At 68.5% G+C, this 19,634-nt stretch carries 15 protein-coding genes and 1 tRNA gene; 9 read left to right on the top strand and 7 right to left on the bottom strand.

Annotated features, from left to right (window positions below; translation table 11 throughout):
* Position 1: 1 nt before the first annotated feature.
* The 6 genes from AAD027_RS10290 (at position 2) to AAD027_RS10265 (ending at position 5,871) form a co-directional block, all read left to right on the top strand.
* Positions 2–607 (top strand): GNAT family N-acetyltransferase, encoded by a 606-nt coding sequence (locus AAD027_RS10290; protein ID WP_341725943.1) that lies wholly within the window; start codon positions 2–4, stop codon positions 605–607.
* Complete coding sequence (gene argC / locus AAD027_RS10285; protein ID WP_341725942.1) at positions 604–1,551, top strand: N-acetyl-gamma-glutamyl-phosphate reductase; 948 nt, start codon at positions 604–606, stop codon at positions 1,549–1,551. Before AAD027_RS10290 ends, argC begins: the two co-directional genes overlap by 4 nt.
* An 83-nt stretch (positions 1,552–1,634) precedes the next feature.
* Positions 1,635–2,927: an argininosuccinate lyase gene (argH, locus tag AAD027_RS10280; protein ID WP_341725941.1), complete on the top strand. Its 1,293-nt coding sequence runs from the start codon at positions 1,635–1,637 to the stop codon at positions 2,925–2,927.
* 108 nt (positions 2,928–3,035) lie between these two features.
* The gene (locus tag AAD027_RS10275) at positions 3,036–3,293 is read left to right on the top strand and encodes a YciI family protein (RefSeq protein WP_341725940.1); all 258 of its coding nucleotides are present in this window, start codon (positions 3,036–3,038) and stop codon (positions 3,291–3,293) included.
* A 9-nt stretch (positions 3,294–3,302) separates the two neighbouring features.
* Positions 3,303–4,451 carry a glutamate 5-kinase gene (gene proB / locus AAD027_RS10270; protein WP_341725939.1) on the top strand — a complete coding sequence of 383 codons (1,149 nt, stop codon included), beginning with the start codon at positions 3,303–3,305 and terminating at the stop codon, positions 4,449–4,451.
* A gap of 157 nt (positions 4,452–4,608) precedes the next feature.
* Positions 4,609–5,871 carry a glutamate-5-semialdehyde dehydrogenase gene (locus tag AAD027_RS10265; protein WP_341725938.1) on the top strand — a complete coding sequence of 421 codons (1,263 nt, stop codon included), beginning with the start codon at positions 4,609–4,611 and terminating at the stop codon, positions 5,869–5,871.
* Between the two features lie 142 nt (positions 5,872–6,013).
* Here the strand turns inward: AAD027_RS10265 and AAD027_RS10260 are convergent, their stop codons facing one another.
* The 6 genes from AAD027_RS10260 to AAD027_RS10235 all read right to left on the bottom strand — a co-directional run bounded on the left by AAD027_RS10260 (position 6,014) and on the right by AAD027_RS10235 (position 13,664).
* On the bottom strand, positions 6,014–7,279 hold the full coding sequence (locus tag AAD027_RS10260; RefSeq protein WP_341725937.1) for a CynX/NimT family MFS transporter: 1,266 nt from the start codon (positions 7,277–7,279) through the stop codon (positions 6,014–6,016).
* A gap of 141 nt (positions 7,280–7,420) precedes the next feature.
* Positions 7,421–7,882 carry a poly-beta-1,6-N-acetyl-D-glucosamine biosynthesis protein PgaD gene (gene pgaD, locus AAD027_RS10255; protein ID WP_341725936.1) on the bottom strand — a complete coding sequence of 154 codons (462 nt, stop codon included), beginning with the start codon at positions 7,880–7,882 and terminating at the stop codon, positions 7,421–7,423.
* A complete protein-coding gene (pgaC, locus tag AAD027_RS10250; protein WP_341725935.1) occupies positions 7,879–9,126 on the bottom strand; it encodes a poly-beta-1,6-N-acetyl-D-glucosamine synthase in 1,248 nt (415 codons plus the stop codon). Before pgaC ends, pgaD begins: the two co-directional genes overlap by 4 nt.
* A 6-nt stretch (positions 9,127–9,132) precedes the next feature.
* A complete protein-coding gene (pgaB, locus tag AAD027_RS10245) occupies positions 9,133–11,043 on the bottom strand; it encodes a poly-beta-1,6-N-acetyl-D-glucosamine N-deacetylase PgaB (protein WP_341725934.1) in 1,911 nt (636 codons plus the stop codon).
* On the bottom strand, positions 11,040–13,073 hold the full coding sequence (gene pgaA / locus AAD027_RS10240) for a poly-beta-1,6 N-acetyl-D-glucosamine export porin PgaA (RefSeq protein ID WP_341725933.1): 2,034 nt from the start codon (positions 13,071–13,073) through the stop codon (positions 11,040–11,042). The genes pgaB and pgaA overlap by 4 nt, the downstream gene beginning before the upstream one ends.
* 514 nt (positions 13,074–13,587) lie before the next feature.
* A tRNA-Pro gene (locus tag AAD027_RS10235) sits at positions 13,588–13,664 on the bottom strand.
* A 117-nt stretch (positions 13,665–13,781) separates the two neighbouring features.
* Between AAD027_RS10235 and hisS the strand changes: the two genes are divergently transcribed.
* Together hisS and AAD027_RS10225 are read left to right on the top strand one after the other, a co-directional pair.
* A complete protein-coding gene (gene hisS, locus AAD027_RS10230; protein WP_341725932.1) occupies positions 13,782–15,164 on the top strand; it encodes a histidine--tRNA ligase in 1,383 nt (460 codons plus the stop codon).
* 1 nt (position 15,165) lies between these two features.
* A complete protein-coding gene (locus AAD027_RS10225) occupies positions 15,166–17,058 on the top strand; it encodes an HAL/PAL/TAL family ammonia-lyase (RefSeq protein ID WP_341725931.1) in 1,893 nt (630 codons plus the stop codon).
* 166 nt (positions 17,059–17,224) lie between these two features.
* On the opposite strand, the gene AAD027_RS10220 is transcribed toward AAD027_RS10225, so the two are convergent.
* A complete protein-coding gene (locus AAD027_RS10220; RefSeq protein ID WP_341725930.1) occupies positions 17,225–19,117 on the bottom strand; it encodes a sensor domain-containing diguanylate cyclase in 1,893 nt (630 codons plus the stop codon).
* A 185-nt stretch (positions 19,118–19,302) separates the two neighbouring features.
* Between AAD027_RS10220 and AAD027_RS10215 the strand changes: the two genes are divergently transcribed.
* Positions 19,303–19,629, top strand: coding sequence for a YerC/YecD family TrpR-related protein (locus tag AAD027_RS10215; RefSeq protein WP_341725929.1), 327 nt, complete (start codon positions 19,303–19,305; stop codon positions 19,627–19,629).
* Positions 19,630–19,634 lie beyond the last annotated feature (5 nt).

Here is a 19,634-nt window from a genome sequence, read left to right as displayed (position 1 = left end):
CATGCAGCCCTGGCGCCAACCTCCACGGATCTCCGGCCATCATGTCAGCCTCGAACCGCTGGGCCCGGGGCATGCCGATGCGATGCGGGCCGCGCTGGCCGGCGATGAGCTGTCGCGCCTGTGGTTCACCAACGTACCCACCGCGGCCGACGCCGGGCAGTACATCGACAAGGCGCTGCTGGCGCGGGAGGCGGGGCAGGCGCTGCCGTTCGCGGTGCTGGACGCGCACGGCCGACTGGTCGGATGCACGCGCCTGTACGACCTGGAGCCGACGGTGCCGCGCGCCAGCATCGGCTATACCTGGTACGTGCCGCGGGTGCAGCGGACGGGCGTCAACACCGAGACCAAGTTGTTGCTGCTGACCCACGCCTTCGAGGCGCTGGGCTGCATCAGCGTGGTGTTCGAGACCAGTTCGCACAACCAGCGCTCGCGCGCGGCCATCGCGCGGCTGGGCGCCAGGCAGGACGGCGTGCTGCGCAACCACAAGCGCTATGCCGATGGCAGTCCGCGCGACACCGTGGTCTTTTCCATCATCGACAGCGAATGGCCGGCAGTGAAGCAGAACCTGCTGTCCAGGCTGGCGCAACACGAACGGGTTTCCCCATGAGCAAGAAGACCGTCGGCATCGTCGGCGCGCGCGGGCATACAGGCGCCGAACTGATCAGGCTGATCGCCCGCCACCCGCACCTGGAACTGGCCTTCGTGTCCTCGCGCGAACTGGACGGGCAGAAGGTCGGCGACCATATCGCCGGTTTCGCCGGCGAACTGCGTTACGAGAACCTCGGCCACGAGCAGGTCGGCGGGAAAGGCGCCGATGCGGTGATCCTGGCCCTGCCCAACGGCAAGGCGGCCGAACTGGTCGCCGCCATCGACGCGCAGGCGCCGGACAGCGTGATCGTCGATCTGTCGGCGGACTACCGTTTCAACGAGGACTGGTACTACGGCCTGCCCGAACTGACCCGCCAGCGCTATGCGGGCCAGAAGCGGATCAGCAACCCCGGCTGCTACGCCACCGCCATGCAGCTGGCGATCGCGCCGCTGCTGGACCGGCTGGCGGGGCCGCCGCAGTGCTTCGGCGTGTCGGGCTATTCCGGCGCCGGCACCACGCCTTCGGACAAGAACAACGTCGAGCTGCTGCGCGACAACCTGATGCCGTATTCGCTGGCCGACCACATGCACGAGCGCGAAGTCTCGCGCCAGCTGGGCGTGCCGGTGGAGTTCATGCCGCACGTGGCGCCGCACTTCCGCGGCATCACTATGACGGTCAACCTGTGGCTGCGGGAGCCGGTGAAGGTGGACGCCATCCGCGACCTGTACCGCCAGCGCTACGCCGGCGAGCCGTTGATCCGCATCCTGGACGAAGCGCCGTGGGTCAGCCGCATCGCCGGCAGGCACGGCGTGGAGATCGGTGGCTTCACCGTGGCGCCGGGCGGCAAGCGGCTGGTGGTGGTGGCGACGCTGGACAACCTGCTGAAGGGCGCGGCGACGCAGGCGATGCAGAACCTCAACCTGGCGTTCGGGCTGGATGAGTTGGAGGGCATTCCCCTGTAGGAGCGCCCCGTGGGCGCGACCTGTCCAATGTACGAAAAGCATCGCGCCCATGGGGCGCTCCTACAAATATTCAGGTGGACGAGATGGCTGATTTGTTGTGGCAAAAACCCGGGGTAGCAGTGGACGCGGAAATCCAGCGTTTCCTCGCCGGCGACGACGTGCTGCTGGACCGCGAGTTCTTCCTGCACGACATCCAGGCCAGCACCGCGCATGCCGAAGGCCTGCAGCGCATCGGCATCCTGTCCGGCGATGAGTTGGCGGGCCTGAAGCGCGAACTGGCGATACTGGCCGACGACTTCCGCGCCGGCGGCTTCGTGCTGGACGAGCGCTACGAGGACGGCCATTCCGCCATCGAGGCGCGGCTCACCGAGCGCCTGGGCGATGCCGGGCGCAAGATCCACACCGGCCGCAGCCGCAACGACCAGATCCTGGTCGCCACGCGGTTGTGGCTGAAGGAAAAACTGGCGCGCGTGGCCACGCTGTCGCGTGAGATCGCCAAGGTCGCGCTGGACCGCGCGCAGGCCGAACGCGACCTGCCGATCCCGGGCTACACGCATATCCAGCGCGCGGTGGTGTCTTCGGCCGGGATGTGGTGGGCGGGCTGGGCCGAGGCGTTCATCGACAACGCCATCCGTGCCACCGACACGTTGAAGCTGGTGGATGCCAACCCGTTGGGCACCGCCGCCGGCTACGGCGTCAACCTGAAGCTGGACCGCGAGCACACCACCGCCGTGCTTGGCTTCGCACGCATGCAGGTCAGCCCGGTCTACGCGCAGCTGTCGCGCGGCAAGTTCGAGATGGCTGCGCTGGAAGCGCTGGGAAGCGCCACGCTGGACCTGCGCCGCATCGCCTGGGACCTGTCGCTGTTCACCAGCGCCGAGTTCGGTTTCGTCGCACTGCCGGCGCAGTACACCACCGGCAGTTCCATCATGCCGAACAAGCGCAACCCGGACGTGATCGAGCTGATGCGCGCCACCCATGCCAGCGTCGCCGCCGCGCGCACCGAGATCGAACAACTGCTGTCGCTGCCGTCCGGCTATCACCGCGATCTGCAGGCCAGCAAGGGCGCCATCTTCCACGGTTTCGGCCGCGGCCTGCCGGCGCTGGAACTGCTGCCGGCGCTGCTCGCCAACCTGGAATGGCGCGAGGACCGGCTGCGCGCGGCCATCGATTCGGGCATGTACGCCACCGACGTGGCGGTGGAGGCCGCCGTCGCCGGCGTGCCGTTCCGCGAAGCCTACAAGGCCGCCGCCGCGTCCGCCGACACCGCCGGGCAGGGACGCACGCCGGAAGGCAGCCTGGCCGCGCGCACGTCGCCGGGTTCCGCCGCGGACCTGCGGCTGGAGGAACTGCGCAAGCGCTGGGATGCATTGTGATGAGCGAATCCTGCTGTAGGAGGGGCTTCAGCCCCGACTGTGGTGCTGGACACGGGTCGGGGCTGAAGCCCCTCCTACAAAAGCGGTGCTGCTGGAGGATGCGAAGAAATGAAACGCTACCTGGTCATGGCGATGCGCAAGCCGGGCTTCAACGAAGATGTCATCGCCCCGCATCTGGCATTCCTCGATGCGTTGCGTGACGTCGGCCAGCTGGAAATGACCGGTGGTTTCAGCGACCGGTCCGGCGGCGCGTACGTACTGGTGAACGTGGACTCGCTGGCGCAGGCGCAGGCCGTCGTCGCGCGCGATCCGCTGGCCACCGCCGGCAGTTCCCTGTTGACCGTCCACGAGTGGAATACCCGTTGAGTTGATCCGATGACCCATGCCACGCCACCTTCGTTCACCGAACAGCCGCTGCCCGCCTGGCGGCGCGCGGTGCTGAAGGTGGGCAGCAGCCTGCTGGCCGCCGACGGCGAAGGGCTCAGCCCGCGCCATGCGTTGAACCTGGCGCAGTTCGTGTCCTCCAGCATCGCGGCGGGCCGCGAAGTGGTGATCGTGTCCTCCGGCGCGGTCGCGGCCGGGCGTGGCCTGCTGCATCGCAAGCCGCAGTCGGGCACGGCGATGGCCGAGCGGCAGGCGTTGGCGGCATTGGGGCAGGCGCAGCTGATCGGCCTGTGGCAGCGTTTCTTCGACCGTCCCGTCGCGCAGGTGCTGCTGACGCACGACGACCTGCGCAACCGCCGCCGCTACCTCAACGCGCGCGCGACGCTGCAGGCGCTGCTGTCGCTGGGCGCGCTGCCGATCGTCAACGAGAACGACACCGTTTCGGTGGACGAACTGAAGCTCGGCGACAACGACAACCTGGCGGCCGTCGTCGCGGCGCTGGTCGACGCGGATGCCCTGTTCATCGCCACCGACATCGACGGATTCTATTCGGCCAATCCGCGCACGAATCCCGCGGCCGAGCCGATCCTGGACGTGGAAGCGCTGACCCCCGAGTTCCATGCGATGGCCGGCGACGCCGGCAGCGGCGCGGGTACCGGCGGCATGCGCACCAAGCTGGAAGCCGCCGCCAAGGCGGCGGCGGCGGGCATCGAGACCTTCCTGTTCAACGGCACCCGCGCCGATGCCGTGACGGCGCTGACGCGCGGGCACCTGCTGGGCACCCGATTCCGTCCCGCGCAGAACCGGCTGGCGGCGCGCAAGTACTGGCTGCGCAGCGTGCCGGTGGAAGCCGGCGTGATCGTCGTGGATGCCGGCGCCGCCGGCGCGATGGCGGGCAAGGGCGCCTCGCTGCTGCCCGGCGGCGTGACCACGGCCGAGGGCGATTTCCGTCGCGGCGACATGGTGGAAGTCGTGCTGCGCGACGATGCCGGCGACCGACGCATCGCGCGCGGCGTCAGCCAGTACTCGGCGGTGGACATCCGCCGCATCGCCCGTCGGCATTCGCGCGAGATCGAAGGCATACTCGGCTACACCTACGGCGAGAACGTCGTGCACCGCGACGATCTGGTGTTGCTGTGAGCATTTCCTGTAGGAGCGACGCAAGTCGCGACCGTGAACAGGAAGCGAGCGGCAATGTATGCGAATGCCGGAATGAAGTCGTTCGAATATCGCCGGGAAACGGTAATCTGCGGTCGCGACTTGCGTCGCTCCTACATTGGATATCGGGAACATCGTGATGGCCGACATCAAGCAACAAGCCCTGCGATGCCGCGATGCCGCCCAGGCCATCGCGCAGCTGTCCACCGAGGCCAAGAACGCCTTGTTGCGCGCGATGGCCGATGCGCTGTTGGCCGATGAAGCGGTCATCCTGGCCGCCAATGCGCGCGACATGGAAGCCGCGACGGCCAAGGGCATCACCGGGGCGATGCTCGATCGCCTCAAGCTGGACGGCAAGCGCCTGCATGGCGTCGCCTCCGCGCTGCGCGAAGTGGCCGACCTGCCGGATCCGGTCGGTCAGGTGACCCGGCAGGACGTGCGTCCCAACGGCATCCGCGTGGAACGCGTGCGCGTGCCGCTGGGCGTGGTGGCGATGATCTACGAGGCGCGCCCCAACGTCACCGCCGACGCGGCCGCGCTGTGCCTGAAGGCGGGCAATGGCGTGATCCTGCGCGGCGGCTCGGAGGCGCTGCATTCCAACACGGCCATCGCCGCTTCGCTGCAACGGGCGTTGCGCGAAGCTGGCCTGCCGGAAGCCGCCTTGACCCTGGTCACCGATCTTTCGCGCGAGACGATGCTGGCGCTGCTGCAGCTGACCGACGTCATCGACCTGGCCATTCCGCGCGGCGGCGAAGGCCTGATCCGCTTCGTCGCCGAACATGCCCGGGTGCCGGTCATCAAGCACTACAAGGGCGTCTGCCATCTGTTCGTGGACGCCAGTGCGGACCTTGATCTCGCATTGCGCCTGCTGCTGGACGGCAAGGCCTCGCGTCCGGGCGTCTGCAACGCGCTGGAGACGCTGCTGGTCCACCGCGACATCGCGCCGTCCTTCCTGCCGCGCGCGGCGGAAGCATTGCGCGCACGCGGTGTGGAGTTGCGGATGGACGAGGCGGGCAGGGCGCTGGTTCCCGATGCCGCTCCCGTTACCGACGACGACTATGCGGCCGAATTCCTCGACCTGATCCTGGCCGTGCGCGTGGTGGACGACCTGGACGCCGCCATCGCGCACATCCGCCGCTACACCTCCGACCACACCGAGGTCATCGTCACCCGCGACGAGGCCCATGCCGCGAAGTTCGTCAATTCCCTGCGTTCGGCCGTGGTGATGGTGAACGCGTCCTCGCGCTTCTCCGACGGCGGCGAACTGGGCCTGGGCGCCGAGATCGGCATCTCCACCACGCGCCTGCATGCCTATGGCCCGATGGGGGCCGAGTCGTTGACGGTGGAGCGCTTCGTGGTGCGCGGCGAGGGGCAGGTGCGCCACCCCGACCTGCTCGATTGAGCACTGTAGGAGCGACGTCAGTCGCGACCGCGCCCCGATAGCCCTTCAATAGACACGATCAAGAACGCGCCGCAGCGCGTCCGAATGGTGAACTATCTTTTCTTTCGCGCGGTCGCGACTGACGTCGCTCCTACACTTCGATTCAGGCATCTTCCAGATAGCGCGGTTTGCAGGCCAGCCAGCCGCCGACCACCAGCACGCCCACGCACAGCAGCAGGAAGGCGAACGGCCAATGCCAGCCGTGGGTCAGTTCATGCAACCACCCGAACAGCACGGGTCCCACGCAGGCCAGGCTGTAGCCCACGCCCTGCATGAAACCGGACAGCGCCGACGAACCCGCCGGCGTGCGCGTGCGCAGGTTGATCAGCGTCAGCGACAACGGGAACGTGCTGGGGCCCATGCCCAGCAGCGCCACCCACAGCAGCGGCAGCTCCATCGGCGCCAGCAGCAGGCCGGCGAACGCCAGCACGTAGAATGCGGCGCATGCGGCGACCAGCCGGAACGGATTGCGCAGGCGCACCGCCAGCGACGGCATCGTCAGCGACGACACCAGCCCCAGCACCGAGAACAGTCCGACCATCGTGCCGCCGAAGGCGGGGCTGGCGCCGGCTTCCACCATCAGTCGCGGCAGCCAGGTGAACATGGAATAGGTCACCAGCGACGTCATGCCGAACATCAGCGCCATGCCCCAGGCCAGCGGCGAGCGCCAGGTGCCGGCGTGGGCCGGTGGCGGCACCAGTTCCGGCGCTTCGTCGTCCACGCGCACGGCCCGGTCGTGCAACTGCGCGAGTACGGACGCGCGTCGCCGTTCGATCCACAGCGTGGCCAGCCAGGGCAGCGTGGCGGCGGCCGCGACCAGCGACCAGATGCCCAGCGAGACCTGCCAGTTGCTGGCCTGCGCCATCGGTACCGCCAGCAGGGCGGGCAGGATGGTGCCCGCCTGCAGCACGGTGATGTACGCGGTGCTCACCGGCCCCACGCGATCGGGGAAGTAGCGCTTCACCAGCGGCGGCAGCACGATGTTGCCGATGCCCATGCCGGCCAGCGCCACCACGTTCGCCGCCATCAGCGACAGGCTGCCGTCGGCGGCCGGGCGCAGCAGCAGGCCCAGCGTGGCCAGCGCCATCGCGATCAGCGCGGTCTTCTCCAGGCCCGCGCGGTGCGCGATGGCGGGGGTCAGCACGCCGAATACGGCAAACGCGGCGGTGGGCAGCATGCCGAAGATGCCAGTCGTGGTGGGGCCGAAGCCGAACTGCTGGCCCAGCGTGTCCAGCAGCGGCGTCAACGAGGTGACCGCCGTGCGCAGGTTGAAGGCGGACAGCAGGATCCCGATCAGCACCAGGCCGCGGCCGGACCACGGGTTCGTCTTGTCGGAGGCGCGCCGCGCGCCGGCGTGGGGGGATGGCATGTCCGCCATTATCCGCGAGGCGGGCGGCACGCGGCGCGGCGCGGCGAAACAGTGTGTCGCGGTCATGCCGCGGCCTGTGCGCTGTCGTGCGCTTCTTCACCGCGATGGAGCGGGCGCGCGCAACGCGCGCAGGAAAGCGCGTCAGGCGGCTTTCGGCAACGGCAGCAGCGTCATGTCGATGGGGTGCGCCTGATCGTCCATGTGCAGTACGGTCACCTTGGCCTGCTTCAGAGCCCTGGCCACCTTGTCCGAAGCGCCCAGCGCCGCCGCCATCTCGTGCACGGTGACGTCGGACTGGCGGCTGCGCCGATCCATTCCGCCGAACCGGAAGCGGTTGTACTCGGCCCAGCTGATCAGCATCACCGCGCACAGCCCGGCCATGATCGGCAGCGAGACCAGCAGGAACGGTTCCACCTGGTGGTCGCGCGAATACAGTTCGAACATCGCCGTGCGGATGCCCAGCAGCCACAGCACCAGCGTGACCAGCGGCGCCAGCATGTACAGGTACATCATCCAGAACCCCAGGGTCACGAAACCCCAGGCGGTGCGGTGCAGCCGCGGTTGCTTCTTCGGCTGGTGGATCAAGCGCGAATCGAATTTCATCGTATCCCCCTGTCGGGACTGACCCAGGTCGCGCGGGCGCCGCGACGCCGGAGCAGCGTCTTCGGAACGGCGACCACGGTGGTGAAGAGGCTGAGCAACCAGTACGCCATCGGGTACCAGATCATCCAGAAATAATTGCGGCCCACGCCCGTCTCGTAGCGGCGGTCGATGATGATGCTGCTGGCGAACTGCAGCATGCAGACCAGCGCCAGGATCACGCCGTGCCACGACGGCAGGATGGTGTGCACGTACAGCGCCGGCGGCATGTCGACGAACTTGCCCACGGCCCACAGCACCAGGATGAACAGCATCGTGTAGGCCCAGGCGACGCTCAGCATGTATTCCGCCAGCACGCCCCACATGCGGCGCTTGCGCCAGTTGAACAGGTCGGTGCTGTGGCGGGCCAGCACCTCCACGCCGCCCTGCGCCCAGCGCAGTCGCTGGCGCCACAGGCCCTTCAGCGTTTCCGGCATCAGGATGAAGCACAGCGCATTGGGTTCGTAGCGGATGTCCCAGTGGTCCATCTGCAGGCGCCAGCTGATGTCGATGTCCTCGGTGACCATGTCGTCGGCCCAGTAGCCGATGCGGTGCAGCGCGGTGCGGCGGAACGCGCTGATCACCCCGGACACGGTGAAGATGCGCCCGTACACGCGCTGCGCGCGCTTGATCATGCCGATGATCGAGGAGAACTCGCCCACCTGCAGGCGCCCCAGCAGGGTGGAACGGTTGCGGATGCGCGGGTTGCCGGTCACCGCGCCCACGCGCGGGCCGGAGGTCAGGTGCCACACCATCCAGTGGGTGGCGTACTCGTCCAGCAGCGCGTCGCCGTCGATGCACACCAGGTACTCGCTGCGCGCGGCCAGCGCGCCCATGCGCAGCGCGTTGGCCTTGCCCAGGTTGCGGTCCAGGTGGATCACGCGCAGGCGCGGGTGCAGGGCGGCCAGTTCGTTCAGTCGCTCGGCAGTGCTGTCGCGGCTGCCATCGTTGATGGCGATCACCTCGAAGTCCAGGTACTTCTGCGCCAGCGCCGCGCCGATGGTCTCGTCGACGTTGTCGCCCTCGTTATGGCACGGGATCAACAGCGTGGCGAAGGGGAACGCCTCCATCGGCGGCGGATCGGTGCGCGTGCGCGCGTGGCGCTCGCGGCGGAAGTAGTAGTACAGCCCGCCCGACATCCAGAAGAAGGACATCACGATGGGGTACAGGAAGGCGAACTGGAACAGGATGCTCAGTAGCGGATTCATGGCGCGTCACCGTTCCTCGTAGGGGAAGCTGCGCGCCGACAGGCTGCCGCGCGCGTCCTGCATGCGCGGCTGGTCGCCGATGAAGTCGTCCGGGTACCAGCCCAGGTGGCGCACGCCATCGGCCTGCAACTGGCGCACCAGTGCCTGCAGGGTGTCGCCCGGGATGGGGCGCTGCGTGCGCCAGTCGCGCGTCTGCAGCTCGAACAGGGTCTTCTGGAACAGCGGGTCGTGCCGGCGCACGGCCGCAGTCAGCTCGCGCAGCCAGGCATGCGGACGCTTGTGCGCGCCTTCCATCCACGGCATCGCCATCAGCGCGGTGTAGTCGTACGCCTGCAAAAAGGTGTCCAGCCGCTGGCCGAACCACTGCTGGCTTTCCGGCTCCAGCACGGTCAGCGCGTACAGGTTGCGCACCGTGACCAGCTTGGGACGCCAGCGCTCGGCCGACCGCTTCAGGTCATGGGTGAAATCGACGAGCAGTTGCGCGCGCGCGTCGGCATCGCCCAGTTGCGGCAGTTCGTCGTCGCGCAGGTAGGCGTCGTCGTGGAACAGCAGGCCCTCGAAGTAGCTGGCCACGGCCAGGTCTTCGTACACGTCGCCGATCAACTGGCGGGCGCGCGGATCGGACGGATCCAGGCGGAAGATCTCGCCGGCGCGCTCGGGCAGCGCCAGCTCGCGGCGCAATGCGGGATCGGCCGGCTCGAAGCCCAGCACCGGCAGCCACGCGAATACCTTGACCCCCGCGCGGCTCTTCAGTTGCCAGGCCACGCGGTTGAACAGGTCCGCTCGCATCGGCAGGTGCCGGTTGGGGAAGTACAGCGCATCGGCCGAGCCGTTGCCGTCCGGATCGGCGAAGGCCTGCAGGAAGACATGGCTGGGGCCGATGCGCTTGACCCGTTCCACCAGCGCATCCAGGTTGCGGTCCTGCTGCGCGGGATCGGCGTCGTACACGTAGTCCAGGTCCACCTGCATCGCGCGCAGGCCCTGCACGTCCTCGTCGTGGCGCAGTTCGTAGGCCAGGTCGGAGACGTTGGGATTGTTGAACACCAGCAGGCGCGCCAGTCCGTGCAGGTCGGGCGCGAGCTTCTGCTCGCGGCCTTCCAGGTCGAACGACACCGTCATGCCCAGCGATCCGGCGATGCCGTTGCTGACGCTGCTGTACGCCGCATACGGCCAGACGATGGCGCGCGGGCGCAGGCCCAGTTCGCGCTGGATGGCGTCGCTGCTGGCGGACAGGTCGGCGTGGATGCGGGCGCGGTATTCGGCTTCGGTTTCGTAGCGCCGCGCCTGCGGGTCGTAGATGCGCGTGATCGCGGCCGGGGTGACGTTGCCCTGCGGGTTGGCGACCACGCCGTGGTGCAGGTCGTGGCTGTGCGAGGCGATCTCCACCAGGCCGCTGGCGGTCATCTCGCGCAGCTGGTCCCAGGTGAGGAAGTCGTCGCGGGTGAACGGACGCGGGCCGTAATCGACCTGGCGCCCGGGAGCCAGCTCCACCCAGTCGGTGACCACCGCGACCAGGGCCGGATAACCGTAGGCGCGCAGCAGCGGGAACGCATGCGTGTAGACGCTGCGCAGGCCGTCGTCGAAAGTCAGCAGCACGGCCTTTTTCGGCAGGCGGCGTTCGCCGCGCGCGACGGCTTCCACGTCCGACAGGCTGACCGGGCGGTAGCCCTGGCCCGACAGCCAGTCCAGCTGCGCGGTGAAGTTCTGCGTGCCGACGGCATACGCGTCCGGGTCGCCCTTGCGGGCCACGTCGTCGCGGATGTCGTGGTAGCTGAGCACCAGCAGGCGGTCGCCGCCGACGGCGACGGACGTGGCGCCGGCAAGCGCGTCGTCGGCGGACGCGGCCAGCGGCAGCAGGCACAGGGCCAGCAGCCATGCGCGCGAAAGCAGAATGGTGAAGCGACGGTGCATGTTCATTCCCCCCACCGGTATTCGATGTCCAGCGCCAGCCGTTCCTCGCGCTGGCCGTCGTACACGGGGCGCGACCAGCTGATGCCGTAATCCAGCACCTGGCCGACGCCGAACTTCCACTCGTGGCGATAGCTGGCGCGCGGCACCCACGCACTGCCATGGCCTTCCTGCCAGTACGGGCCGGCGGTGACTTCCAGGCGCTGGCGCAGATGGCGCGCGTAGCGGCGCCACGCGACATGGTCGATGCGCACGCCGGCATTCACGGCGCGGTCGCGGCCGGGATTGAAGTAGGGCGCATCGTCGCGGCTGCCACGCGAGGCATAGGCATCGCCCAGCACGTCGATGAGCAGGTGCGGCCGCGCGAACACGCGGCGCTGGCCGTAGGCGCCGAATTCGTCGCGGCGGTTGCCGTCGTCGTAGTCCCACTGCTTGAAGCGCACGCCCAACTGGCCGAGGTCGGAGGGCGTCCAGGCGAGCGAGGCCTGCCAGGAATCCGCGCCGATGCCGCTGCGACGGGCCTGCAGCGAGGCCTCCGGGTCGGCATGGAAGGCGGCCACGCTGGCGGACAGCGTGTCGCCGAAACGCCAGCCGGCGCTCAGGCCTACCGCGGTGTCGTCGAGATAGCGGTCGTCCGGGCGCAGCACCTGCGCTTCCATCGACAGGCGGTCGTGCGCGTACAGCGCGCCGGCGCCGTAGTAGCGGCCATGCACGCGCTCGCCCTGGAAATCGGCCCAGCCGTCGCGCGCCTGCGCGGTCAGCCGCCAGCGGTCGCCCAGCAGCGGGCTTTCCACGTACACGCCGTATTCGCCGTCGCGGTTGCCCAGCGGCGAAGCGGCGACGTTGCCGTCCTCGGCGTCGCTGCGGCCAGCGGCCGCCCAGGCGCGGCCGCGCCAGCCCAGGTGCGCGTCCCAGTAGCGGTCCAGCCGCTGCACATGGGTGTTGGCGGGAAACTGGCGGAGCAGTTCGTCGTGCAGCGGCCGCGCCTGGTCCACGCGGTCCAGCGCCAGCAGCGCTTCGGTTGCGCCGATGCGCGCTTCGATGCTGCGCGGGTCCAGGGTCGTCGCGATGCGCTGCCGTTGCAGGGCGCGTTCCGGCCAGCCGCGCTGGATGAAGACGCTGCCCAGCCGCGACTGCAGGCCGGCGTTGTTGGGCGCGATGGCCGCCAGCGCTTCCAGCGCCTGCTGCGCCTGCGCCGTGCGGTTGCCATAGGACAGCATCATGGCGTGGTTGGTATCGGCCTCGAAGCGGCGCCAGTTCTGGTGGCCCAGGCGCGCACCGGCGGCGCGCGGCCACGGGTCGTTGGCGTCCGCCAGTTTCCGCAGCAGGGCCAGGGCGCGGTCGTGGTCTTCCGCTTCGAGGTAGGCGTAGGCCAGCAGGATCTGCGGATCGAACTCATCCGGCATGGCGGCCACGGCCTGTTCCAGCGCCACGATGGCGTCTTCCGGATGCTGGGTGGCCAGCAGCGAATCGCCCGCCTTCGCCAGCACGTACGGCGGCACCTGCACGCCGTCGGCGAGCAGGGCGCGGTATTCGGTCACGGCCTGTTCGTGCTTTTCCAGCGTGTTGAGCACGATGATGCGGTCCAGTCGCGGACGCAGCGCGGATTCGCGCTGCTCCGGCGCCAGGCTGGCCAGGTAGTCGCCCATCAGGCGTTCGGCCAGCCTCATTTCGTCCAGGCGGGTGGCTTCGTCTTCGGCGTACAGCCCGCCCCACACGATCAGGCGGGCGAGGCGGTCGGTTTCCAGGCGCTCCCGTTGTTCGGGCGAAAAGGCCTGCGGCCGGTCGCGGTACAGCTGCCAGGCACGGTCGGCGGCGCCCAGGTCGGCCAGGGTCAGGGTGCGCAGGCGATAGGCATCGTCGTCGGCGGGCCGGTGGGCCAGCAGCCGCTCATAGATGGCCAGCGCCGCCAGCCACTGGCGGTCGTCCCGCAGCCGCGCGGCCTGGTCCAGCGAGGCCTGGCGCGAGGTCGGTACGGATTCCCGGGAAGCGTCCGGGGACGGAGTGGAGGTGGCGGCGTCGGCCGGAACGGGCCGCAAAACGACGCCGAGGGCGCAAGCCAGCGCCAGAAAGAGTTTCGTAGTCTTCAAAACAGTCTGCCCCTGTACAGACCCGCCTCCAGGGAGGCATTGCAGATCCGGTTGTTGCGAATGTGAAAAGCAAGAAGTCGGCCAAGTGTAGGGCGATATGTGAGGCAAGTCACAAAAGCGACGAATCCATTAACGGATCGTTAATTAACGTGACGAACATCACGTTTAATGACATTGGATGCCAAGCGGCCCGATGCCGGTCGCAGGGATGCATGCCGGTCAGGCAGGCATCACAGGCAGGGATGGAGGCTTCGATCGTGGAAGGCGGGGAGGGGACAGGGGTGACGTCGAACGTCACTTTATGTGATTTTCGTCACACTTATGCGCAGGCATGGCCGGGGACTGGCGGATGCCGGGCAAGGACGGGCGAGTGGCGACGCACGGGCGTAGCGTTGGCGCGCGTGTCGAAGAAAGGCAAGAAGATTGAAGCGGGGGAAGGACCAGCGGCCGCGATCATGCCGGCTGGTCGGGGAGACAGGATTCGAACCTGCGACCTCTACGTCCCGAACGTAGCGCTCTACCAGACTGAGCTACACCCCGTGGAGCCGCGCATTGTATTCAGTCGGCGGGGTGGTCGGCAATAGGCCCGCGCATTTTCCGCCGGCGCGGAAGCTTCCCACTTAGAATGTGCGTTTGCCGTCCGCTTGGAGTTTCCGCTTGATCAAGCCCCGTACACCGCCCGGCGTCATGGAACTGCTTCCGCGCGAGCAGATCGCGTTCCAGCGGATGCTGGACACCATCCGCCGCAACTACGAGCGCTTCGGTTTCCTGCCGGTGGAGACGCCGGTGTTCGAACTATCGGAAACGCTGCTGACCAAGTCCGGTGGCGAGACCGAGCGGCAGGTGTATTTCGTGCAATCCACCGGTGCGCTGGCGAAGGAAGGCGAAGGGCTGCCGGAACTGGCGCTGCGCTTCGACCTGACCGTGCCGCTGGCGCGCTACGTGGCCGAGCACGAGCACGAACTGACGTTCCCTTTCCGCCGCTACCAGATCCAGCGCGTGTACCGCGGCGAGCGCGCTCAGCGCGGGCGTTTCCGCGAGTTCTACCAGTGCGACATCGACGTGATCGGCAAGGATGCGCTGAGCGTGCGCTTCGACGCCGAGATCCTGGCGGTGATCCACGCGGTGTTCAGCGACCTGGGCATCGGCGACTTCACCATTCAGCTCAACAACCGCAAGCTGATGCGCGGTTTCTTCGAGGCGCAGGGCGTCACCGACGGCGAACAGCAGGCGCTGGTGCTGCGCGAAGTGGACAAGCTGGACAAGCGCGGCGCCGACTACGTGCGCGAGACGCTGACCGGCGAGGGGTTCGGCATGGCGGCCGACGCCGTCGAACGCATCCTCGACTTCGTCGCGGTGCGTTCCACGGACCACGCCGATGCGCTGGCGAAGCTGGACGCGCTGGGGCAGGGCGGCGAGACGTTCAACCAGGGCATCGCCGAGTTGCGCGAGGTGCTGGAACTGGTCAAGGCGCTGGGCGTGCCGGAAAGCGCGTATTGCCTCAACTTTTCCATCGCCCGCGGCCTGGACTACTACACCGGCACCGTCTACGAGACCCAGCTGGACGGCTATCCGCAGATCGGGTCGATCTGCTCGGGCGGCCGTTACGACGACCTGGCCAGCCACTACACCAAGTCCAAGCTGCCCGGCGTGGGCATCTCGATCGGCCTGACCCGCCTGTTCTGGCAGCTGCGCGAGGCCGGCCTGATCGCCGGCAGCGACGAGAGCAGCGTGCAGGCGCTCGTGGCGCTGATGGACGAAACGCAGTTGGCCGACTCGCTGGACATCGCCCGCCGCCTGCGCGCGGCCGGCATCAACACCGAGGTGCAGATGGAATCGCGCAAGCTGGCCAGGCAGTTCCAGTACGCCTCGCGCGCGGGCATCCGTTTCGTGGTGCTGGCAGGCGAGGACGAACTGGCGCGAGGCGTGGTGACCGTGAAGGACCTGGTGCGCGAGCAGCAGTTCGAGGTCAAGCGCGAAGAACTGGCCAGCAGCCTTAAGGTGGAGCTGGAGCAAGCCCGCGCACTGGCGGGGCGCTGACATGAAACCGATCCTGCTGGATGGCAAGTCGCTCACCCGCGACAAGCTGGTCGAGATCGCGTTCGGCGCCAGCGTCGAACTGGACAACGCCGCGCTGAAGGCGGTCGCGCGCGCGGCCGACTTCCTGGCCGAACAGGTCCGCCGCGAGGAGCCGATCTACGGCGTCTCCACCGGTTTCGGCAGCAACGCCGACAAGCTGCTGGGCGCGCATCCGCTGCGCGACGAATTGCCCGGCGCGGCGAAGTCGGGCCGCTCGCTGCACGAGGAACTGCAGCACAACCTGATCGTCACCCATGCGGTCTGCGTGGGCGAACCGATGGCGCCGGAAATCGTCCGCGCCATGCTGGGCATCCGCATCAACACGCTGCTGAAGGGCCATTCCGGCATCCGCGTGCAGACGCTGCAGGCGCTGGCGGCGATGCTCAATGCCGGCATCGTGCCGGTGGTGCCGTCGCTGGGCTCGGTGGGCGCGTCCGGCGACCTGGCGCCGCTGTCGCACCTGGCCATCGTGCTGCTGGGCGGAGGCGAAGCCTTTTACGAGGGCGAGCGCGTCACCGGCGCCGAAGCGCTGGAGCGTGCCGGTCTGTCGCCGGTGAAGCTCTCCTACAAGGAGGGCCTGGCGCTGAACAACGGCACCGCGCAGATGCTGGCGATGGGCGTGCTGGCGACGTACCGCCTGGACAACCTGCTGGATACCGCCGACCTGGCCGCGGCGATGACCATCGACGCCTTCGCCGGGCGGCTGGGCGCGTTCGCCGAGGAAGTGCACGCGCTGCGCCCGCATCCGGGCCAGGTGCACGTGGCCGCGCGCCTGCGCGAACTGCTGGACGGTTCCACGCTGGCCGACATTCCCTACCATCTGGTGCCGAAGTTCCGCCCCTGGCTGCCCGGCAGCTGGGACACGGAACAGGCGCGACAGCTGCGCTTCGACATCGGCTGGGACTGGGTGCCGGCCGAACAGCGCCACGGCCGCGAAAAGTTCTATCAACGGTTCAAGCCGTTCCGCGGCGGCAAGAAGCACCAGCCGCAGGACAGCTACTCGCTGCGCTGCATCCCGCAGGTGCACGGCGCGGTGCGCGACGCGGTGGCGCAGGCCAGGCGCGTGCTGGAGATCGAACTCAACGCGGTCACCGACAATCCGCTGGTGTTCCCGGACAAGGCCGACGCGCGCCATGTGGAGGAGCAGGTGATTTCCGCCGGCCATTTCCACGGCATGCCGCTGGCGCTGGCGATGAGCTACGTTAAGGCGGCGATCCCGACGCTGGCGTCGATCTCCGAGCGCCGCCTCAACAAGCTGGTCGATCCGGCCACCAACGACGGCCTGCCGGCGTTCCTGATCGGCAACGAGGACGGCACCGAGTCGGGCCACATGATCGTGCAGTACACCGCCGCCGCCATCGTCAACGACCTGGCCAGCCGCGCGCACCCGGCCAGCGTGTTCTCGGTGCCGACCAGCGCGAATGCGGAAGACCATGTGTCGATGGGCGCCAACGAGGCGCGCCATGTGCTGGCGATGGTGAAGGACCTGGGCAAGGTGCTGGCGCTGGAGCTGTATACCGCGGCGCAGGCGCTTGACCTGCGCCGCGACATGATCAACGCGGCGCGCGACCTGGCGCGTCGCGCCGATGAGCAGGCGCTGGCGGCGAAGGTCGCGGGCGGCCCGTTGCCGGGCGGCGGCGGGCGCGACGGCTTCCTGGCCGAAGTCGATGCGCTGCGCGAGGAACTGGCGGCCACCGACGAGTTCCATCCCGGCCAGGCGGTCGCGGCGGCGCATGCGGCGATCCGCGAGGCGATCCCCTTCCTCGACCGCGACCGCGCACTGGACGGCGAAGTCGCCACCGCCGTGCGGCTGGTGGAGTCGGGCGAACTGCTGGCCGCGGTCAACCGGCGCTGAGCCCAATCGCCCCGCGAAAACATCCCTGTAGGAGCGACGTGAGTCGCGACCGCGCGAAAGAAAACGGTAGTTCACCATTCGGGCGCGCTGCGGCGCGCTCTTGATCGTGTCTATTGAAGGGCTATCGGGGCGCGGTCGCGACTCACGTCGCTCCTACAGTGCGGGGTCACAGCGTCCTGACGCAGTCGCGGCCCTCGGCCTTCGCCGCGTAGAGCGCCTGGTCGGCCACCTGCAGCGCGGACTCCAGGCTGTTGCGCGCTTCCAGGTCCACGCAATGCACGCCGATGCTGGCGGAGACGGAGATCTCCAGCTCGCCGCTGCGGCAGGGCTGCGCACGCAACGCCTGGCGCAGCTCCTCGGCCACGGCGCTGGCCTGTTCCAGTCCCATGCCGGGCAGGGCGGCGATGAATTCCTCGCCGCCGAAGCGGGCGAGCAACGCGTCGTAGGGCTGCAATGTCTCGGCCATCGTGTTCGAGGTCAGGCGCAGGCAGTCGTCGCCGACCAGGTGGCCGTAGGCGTCGTTGATCCGCTTGAAGTGGTCCAGGTCGATCATCAGCAGCGAGATCGGCCGGCGCGAATTGCGCGCCTGCGACAGCAGGTGCTCGAACGCCTCGCGGAAGTGGGTGCGGTTGTAGAGGTCGGTCAGGCCGTCGTGGCGGCTGAATTCGTGCAGGCGCTGGTGCGCGCTTTCCAGTTGCGCCATGGTCTGGCGCAGTTCGGCGGTGCGCAGTTCCACCTTCTGCTCCAGTTCGTTCTTCGCGCTCCGCACGATGCGTTCGTTCTCGTTGCGCAGCGCGGCGTAGCGGTAGCCCAGCGCCACCGACAGCAGCAGCATTTCCAGTGCCGAACCGATCTGCACGCCGTATTCGGTCAGGAAGGTCTTGGGCAGCAGGCCGAAGGCCAACGCCACGTACACCGCCGTGCCCAGCAGGAACATGCCCCAGGCCAGCAGGAACACCTTGGCCGGCGTGTAGCCGCTGCGCACCACCACCAGCGTCACCGCGACGATCCAGGCGATGCTGGGGAACACCGCCGCCGCCGCGAGCGGCGTGGCGATGTGGTAGGGCAACTGGGTCGCCGCGATGCCCAGCACTACGAAGAAGGCGATGATCGCGCGGCTGATGCGGTCGCCTGTCCGCCACCGCTTGCGCAGGTTGAGGAAGGTGCGCGCGAACTGCTGCATGCCGATCTGCGCCAGGCATACCGACAGCGGCACCCCCTTGTCGGCCAGCCAGGTGGAGTGCGGCCACAGGTATTCGAAGCCCAGCCCGTTCAGCGTGAACAGCACCAGCCCGAACGCGCTGATATGGAACAGGTACCAGAAATAGCTGCCGTCGCGCAGCACCAGCCACAGCACCAGGTTGTAGAAGAACAGCGCCAGCAGGATGCCGTAGTACAGGCCGATGCTCAGTTGCCCATCGCGCGACAGCTCGGCGAATGCGGCCGGCGTGTACAGGAACAGCGGCACCTGCATCGAGCTCTGGCTCTGCACCCGCACCAGCAGGTCGACCGGGGTGCCGGCGGGCAGGTCCACCCAGAAGTTGGGGTGGCGGTAGCGGATGCTGCGCTGCTCGAACGGGAACGTATCGCCACCGGCATGGTGCACTTCGCGGCCGTCCGGATAGCGCAGGTAGATGTCGATGCGGTCGCTCAGCGCGTACTGCTGCACCAGCAGCCAGCGCTGTTCGTCGGGGTTGTGGTTCACCACCCGCGCGTGGAACCAGAACGCGCCCGTCTGGAAGCCGAAGGAGGCGTCGCCATTGGGCAGCGGAACGAAGCGGCCCTCCGCCAGCGCGCGGCGCGCCTGCTCGACGCTGGCGATGCCGCCGCCGTCGTGCAGGTAGCGGGTATGCGCCCCCAGCGGCACGTGCGATTCCGTGGCGTCGATGGACAGGGGCGCGACCGGTTGCGCCAGGCAAACCCAGGGTGCCAGCAGCACGACGGCCAGCCAGCGCCACCCCTTGCCGATGCCTCGCTTGCCCATCCCGGTGTCCCCCTGGGCGCCGCGCCGGCCGGATGGATCGTCCAGGCCGGGCGGCTTCCTTGCCAGTGTACTCATCGTCCGGGGCATCTCCAGTCCATGCGAAGGGAGTCCATCCATGTCGGCCTGACCCTTCCAACGGAATCCGGGCGGCGGAACGGGCAGGGCGGGTTGACGCGCCGCAACGGGATGCATTAATGTATTAACACGTTAATACATTAGCATGTTCCATATCCTTGGCTTTTTCCCGGAATCCGGACCCGATGAAGCGCAGACCCGCCGCCGAAGAACAGAAGAACGACGCGCCGTTGCGGGCGCTTTCGCAGGCGTTGGCGCTGCTGGCCCGGCCGGAAGCGGTGCGCGCCTTCCTGGAGGACCTGTGCACCCCCGCCGAACTGGAGGCCATGGCCGACCGCTGGCGCGTGGTGCCGCTGCTGATCAAGGGCGTGCCGTACCGCGAGATCCATGAACTGACCCAGGTCAGCGTCACCACCATCGGGCGGGTGGCCCGCACCCTGGAACGGGGCACCGGCGGCTACGCCGCCGCCGCCCAGAGCCAGCAGGCCGCTCCGTCGTCCGTTTCCCACTGAGCCTT

Origin of the sequence: Pseudoxanthomonas putridarboris (assembly GCF_038321125.1) — a bacterium.
GTDB lineage: Bacteria > Pseudomonadota > Gammaproteobacteria > Xanthomonadales > Xanthomonadaceae > Pseudoxanthomonas_A > Pseudoxanthomonas_A putridarboris.
The sequence above is the reverse complement of the archived record's forward strand: the minus strand, read 5'-3'. Positions and strand labels throughout refer to the sequence as shown.

Coding starts and splice junctions, on each gene's coding strand:
- AAD027_RS10220 (WP_341725930.1), bottom strand. CDS start 19,117: ATGAGTACACTGGCAAGGAAGCCGCCCGGCCTGGACGATCCATCCGGC.
- argC (WP_341725942.1), top strand. CDS start 604: ATGAGCAAGAAGACCGTCGGCATCGTCGGCGCGCGCGGGCATACAGGC.
- AAD027_RS10260 (WP_341725937.1), bottom strand. CDS start 7,279: ATGCCATCCCCCCACGCCGGCGCGCGGCGCGCCTCCGACAAGACGAAC.
- pgaC (WP_341725935.1), bottom strand. CDS start 9,126: ATGAATCCGCTACTGAGCATCCTGTTCCAGTTCGCCTTCCTGTACCCC.
- proB (WP_341725939.1), top strand. CDS start 3,303: ATGACCCATGCCACGCCACCTTCGTTCACCGAACAGCCGCTGCCCGCC.
- AAD027_RS10215 (WP_341725929.1), top strand. CDS start 19,303: ATGAAGCGCAGACCCGCCGCCGAAGAACAGAAGAACGACGCGCCGTTG.
- pgaD (WP_341725936.1), bottom strand. CDS start 7,882: ATGAAATTCGATTCGCGCTTGATCCACCAGCCGAAGAAGCAACCGCGG.
- AAD027_RS10265 (WP_341725938.1), top strand. CDS start 4,609: ATGGCCGACATCAAGCAACAAGCCCTGCGATGCCGCGATGCCGCCCAG.
- pgaB (WP_341725934.1), bottom strand. CDS start 11,043: ATGAACATGCACCGTCGCTTCACCATTCTGCTTTCGCGCGCATGGCTG.
- AAD027_RS10225 (WP_341725931.1), top strand. CDS start 15,166: ATGAAACCGATCCTGCTGGATGGCAAGTCGCTCACCCGCGACAAGCTG.
- AAD027_RS10275 (WP_341725940.1), top strand. CDS start 3,036: ATGAAACGCTACCTGGTCATGGCGATGCGCAAGCCGGGCTTCAACGAA.
- AAD027_RS10290 (WP_341725943.1), top strand. CDS start 2: ATGCAGCCCTGGCGCCAACCTCCACGGATCTCCGGCCATCATGTCAGC.
- argH (WP_341725941.1), top strand. CDS start 1,635: ATGGCTGATTTGTTGTGGCAAAAACCCGGGGTAGCAGTGGACGCGGAA.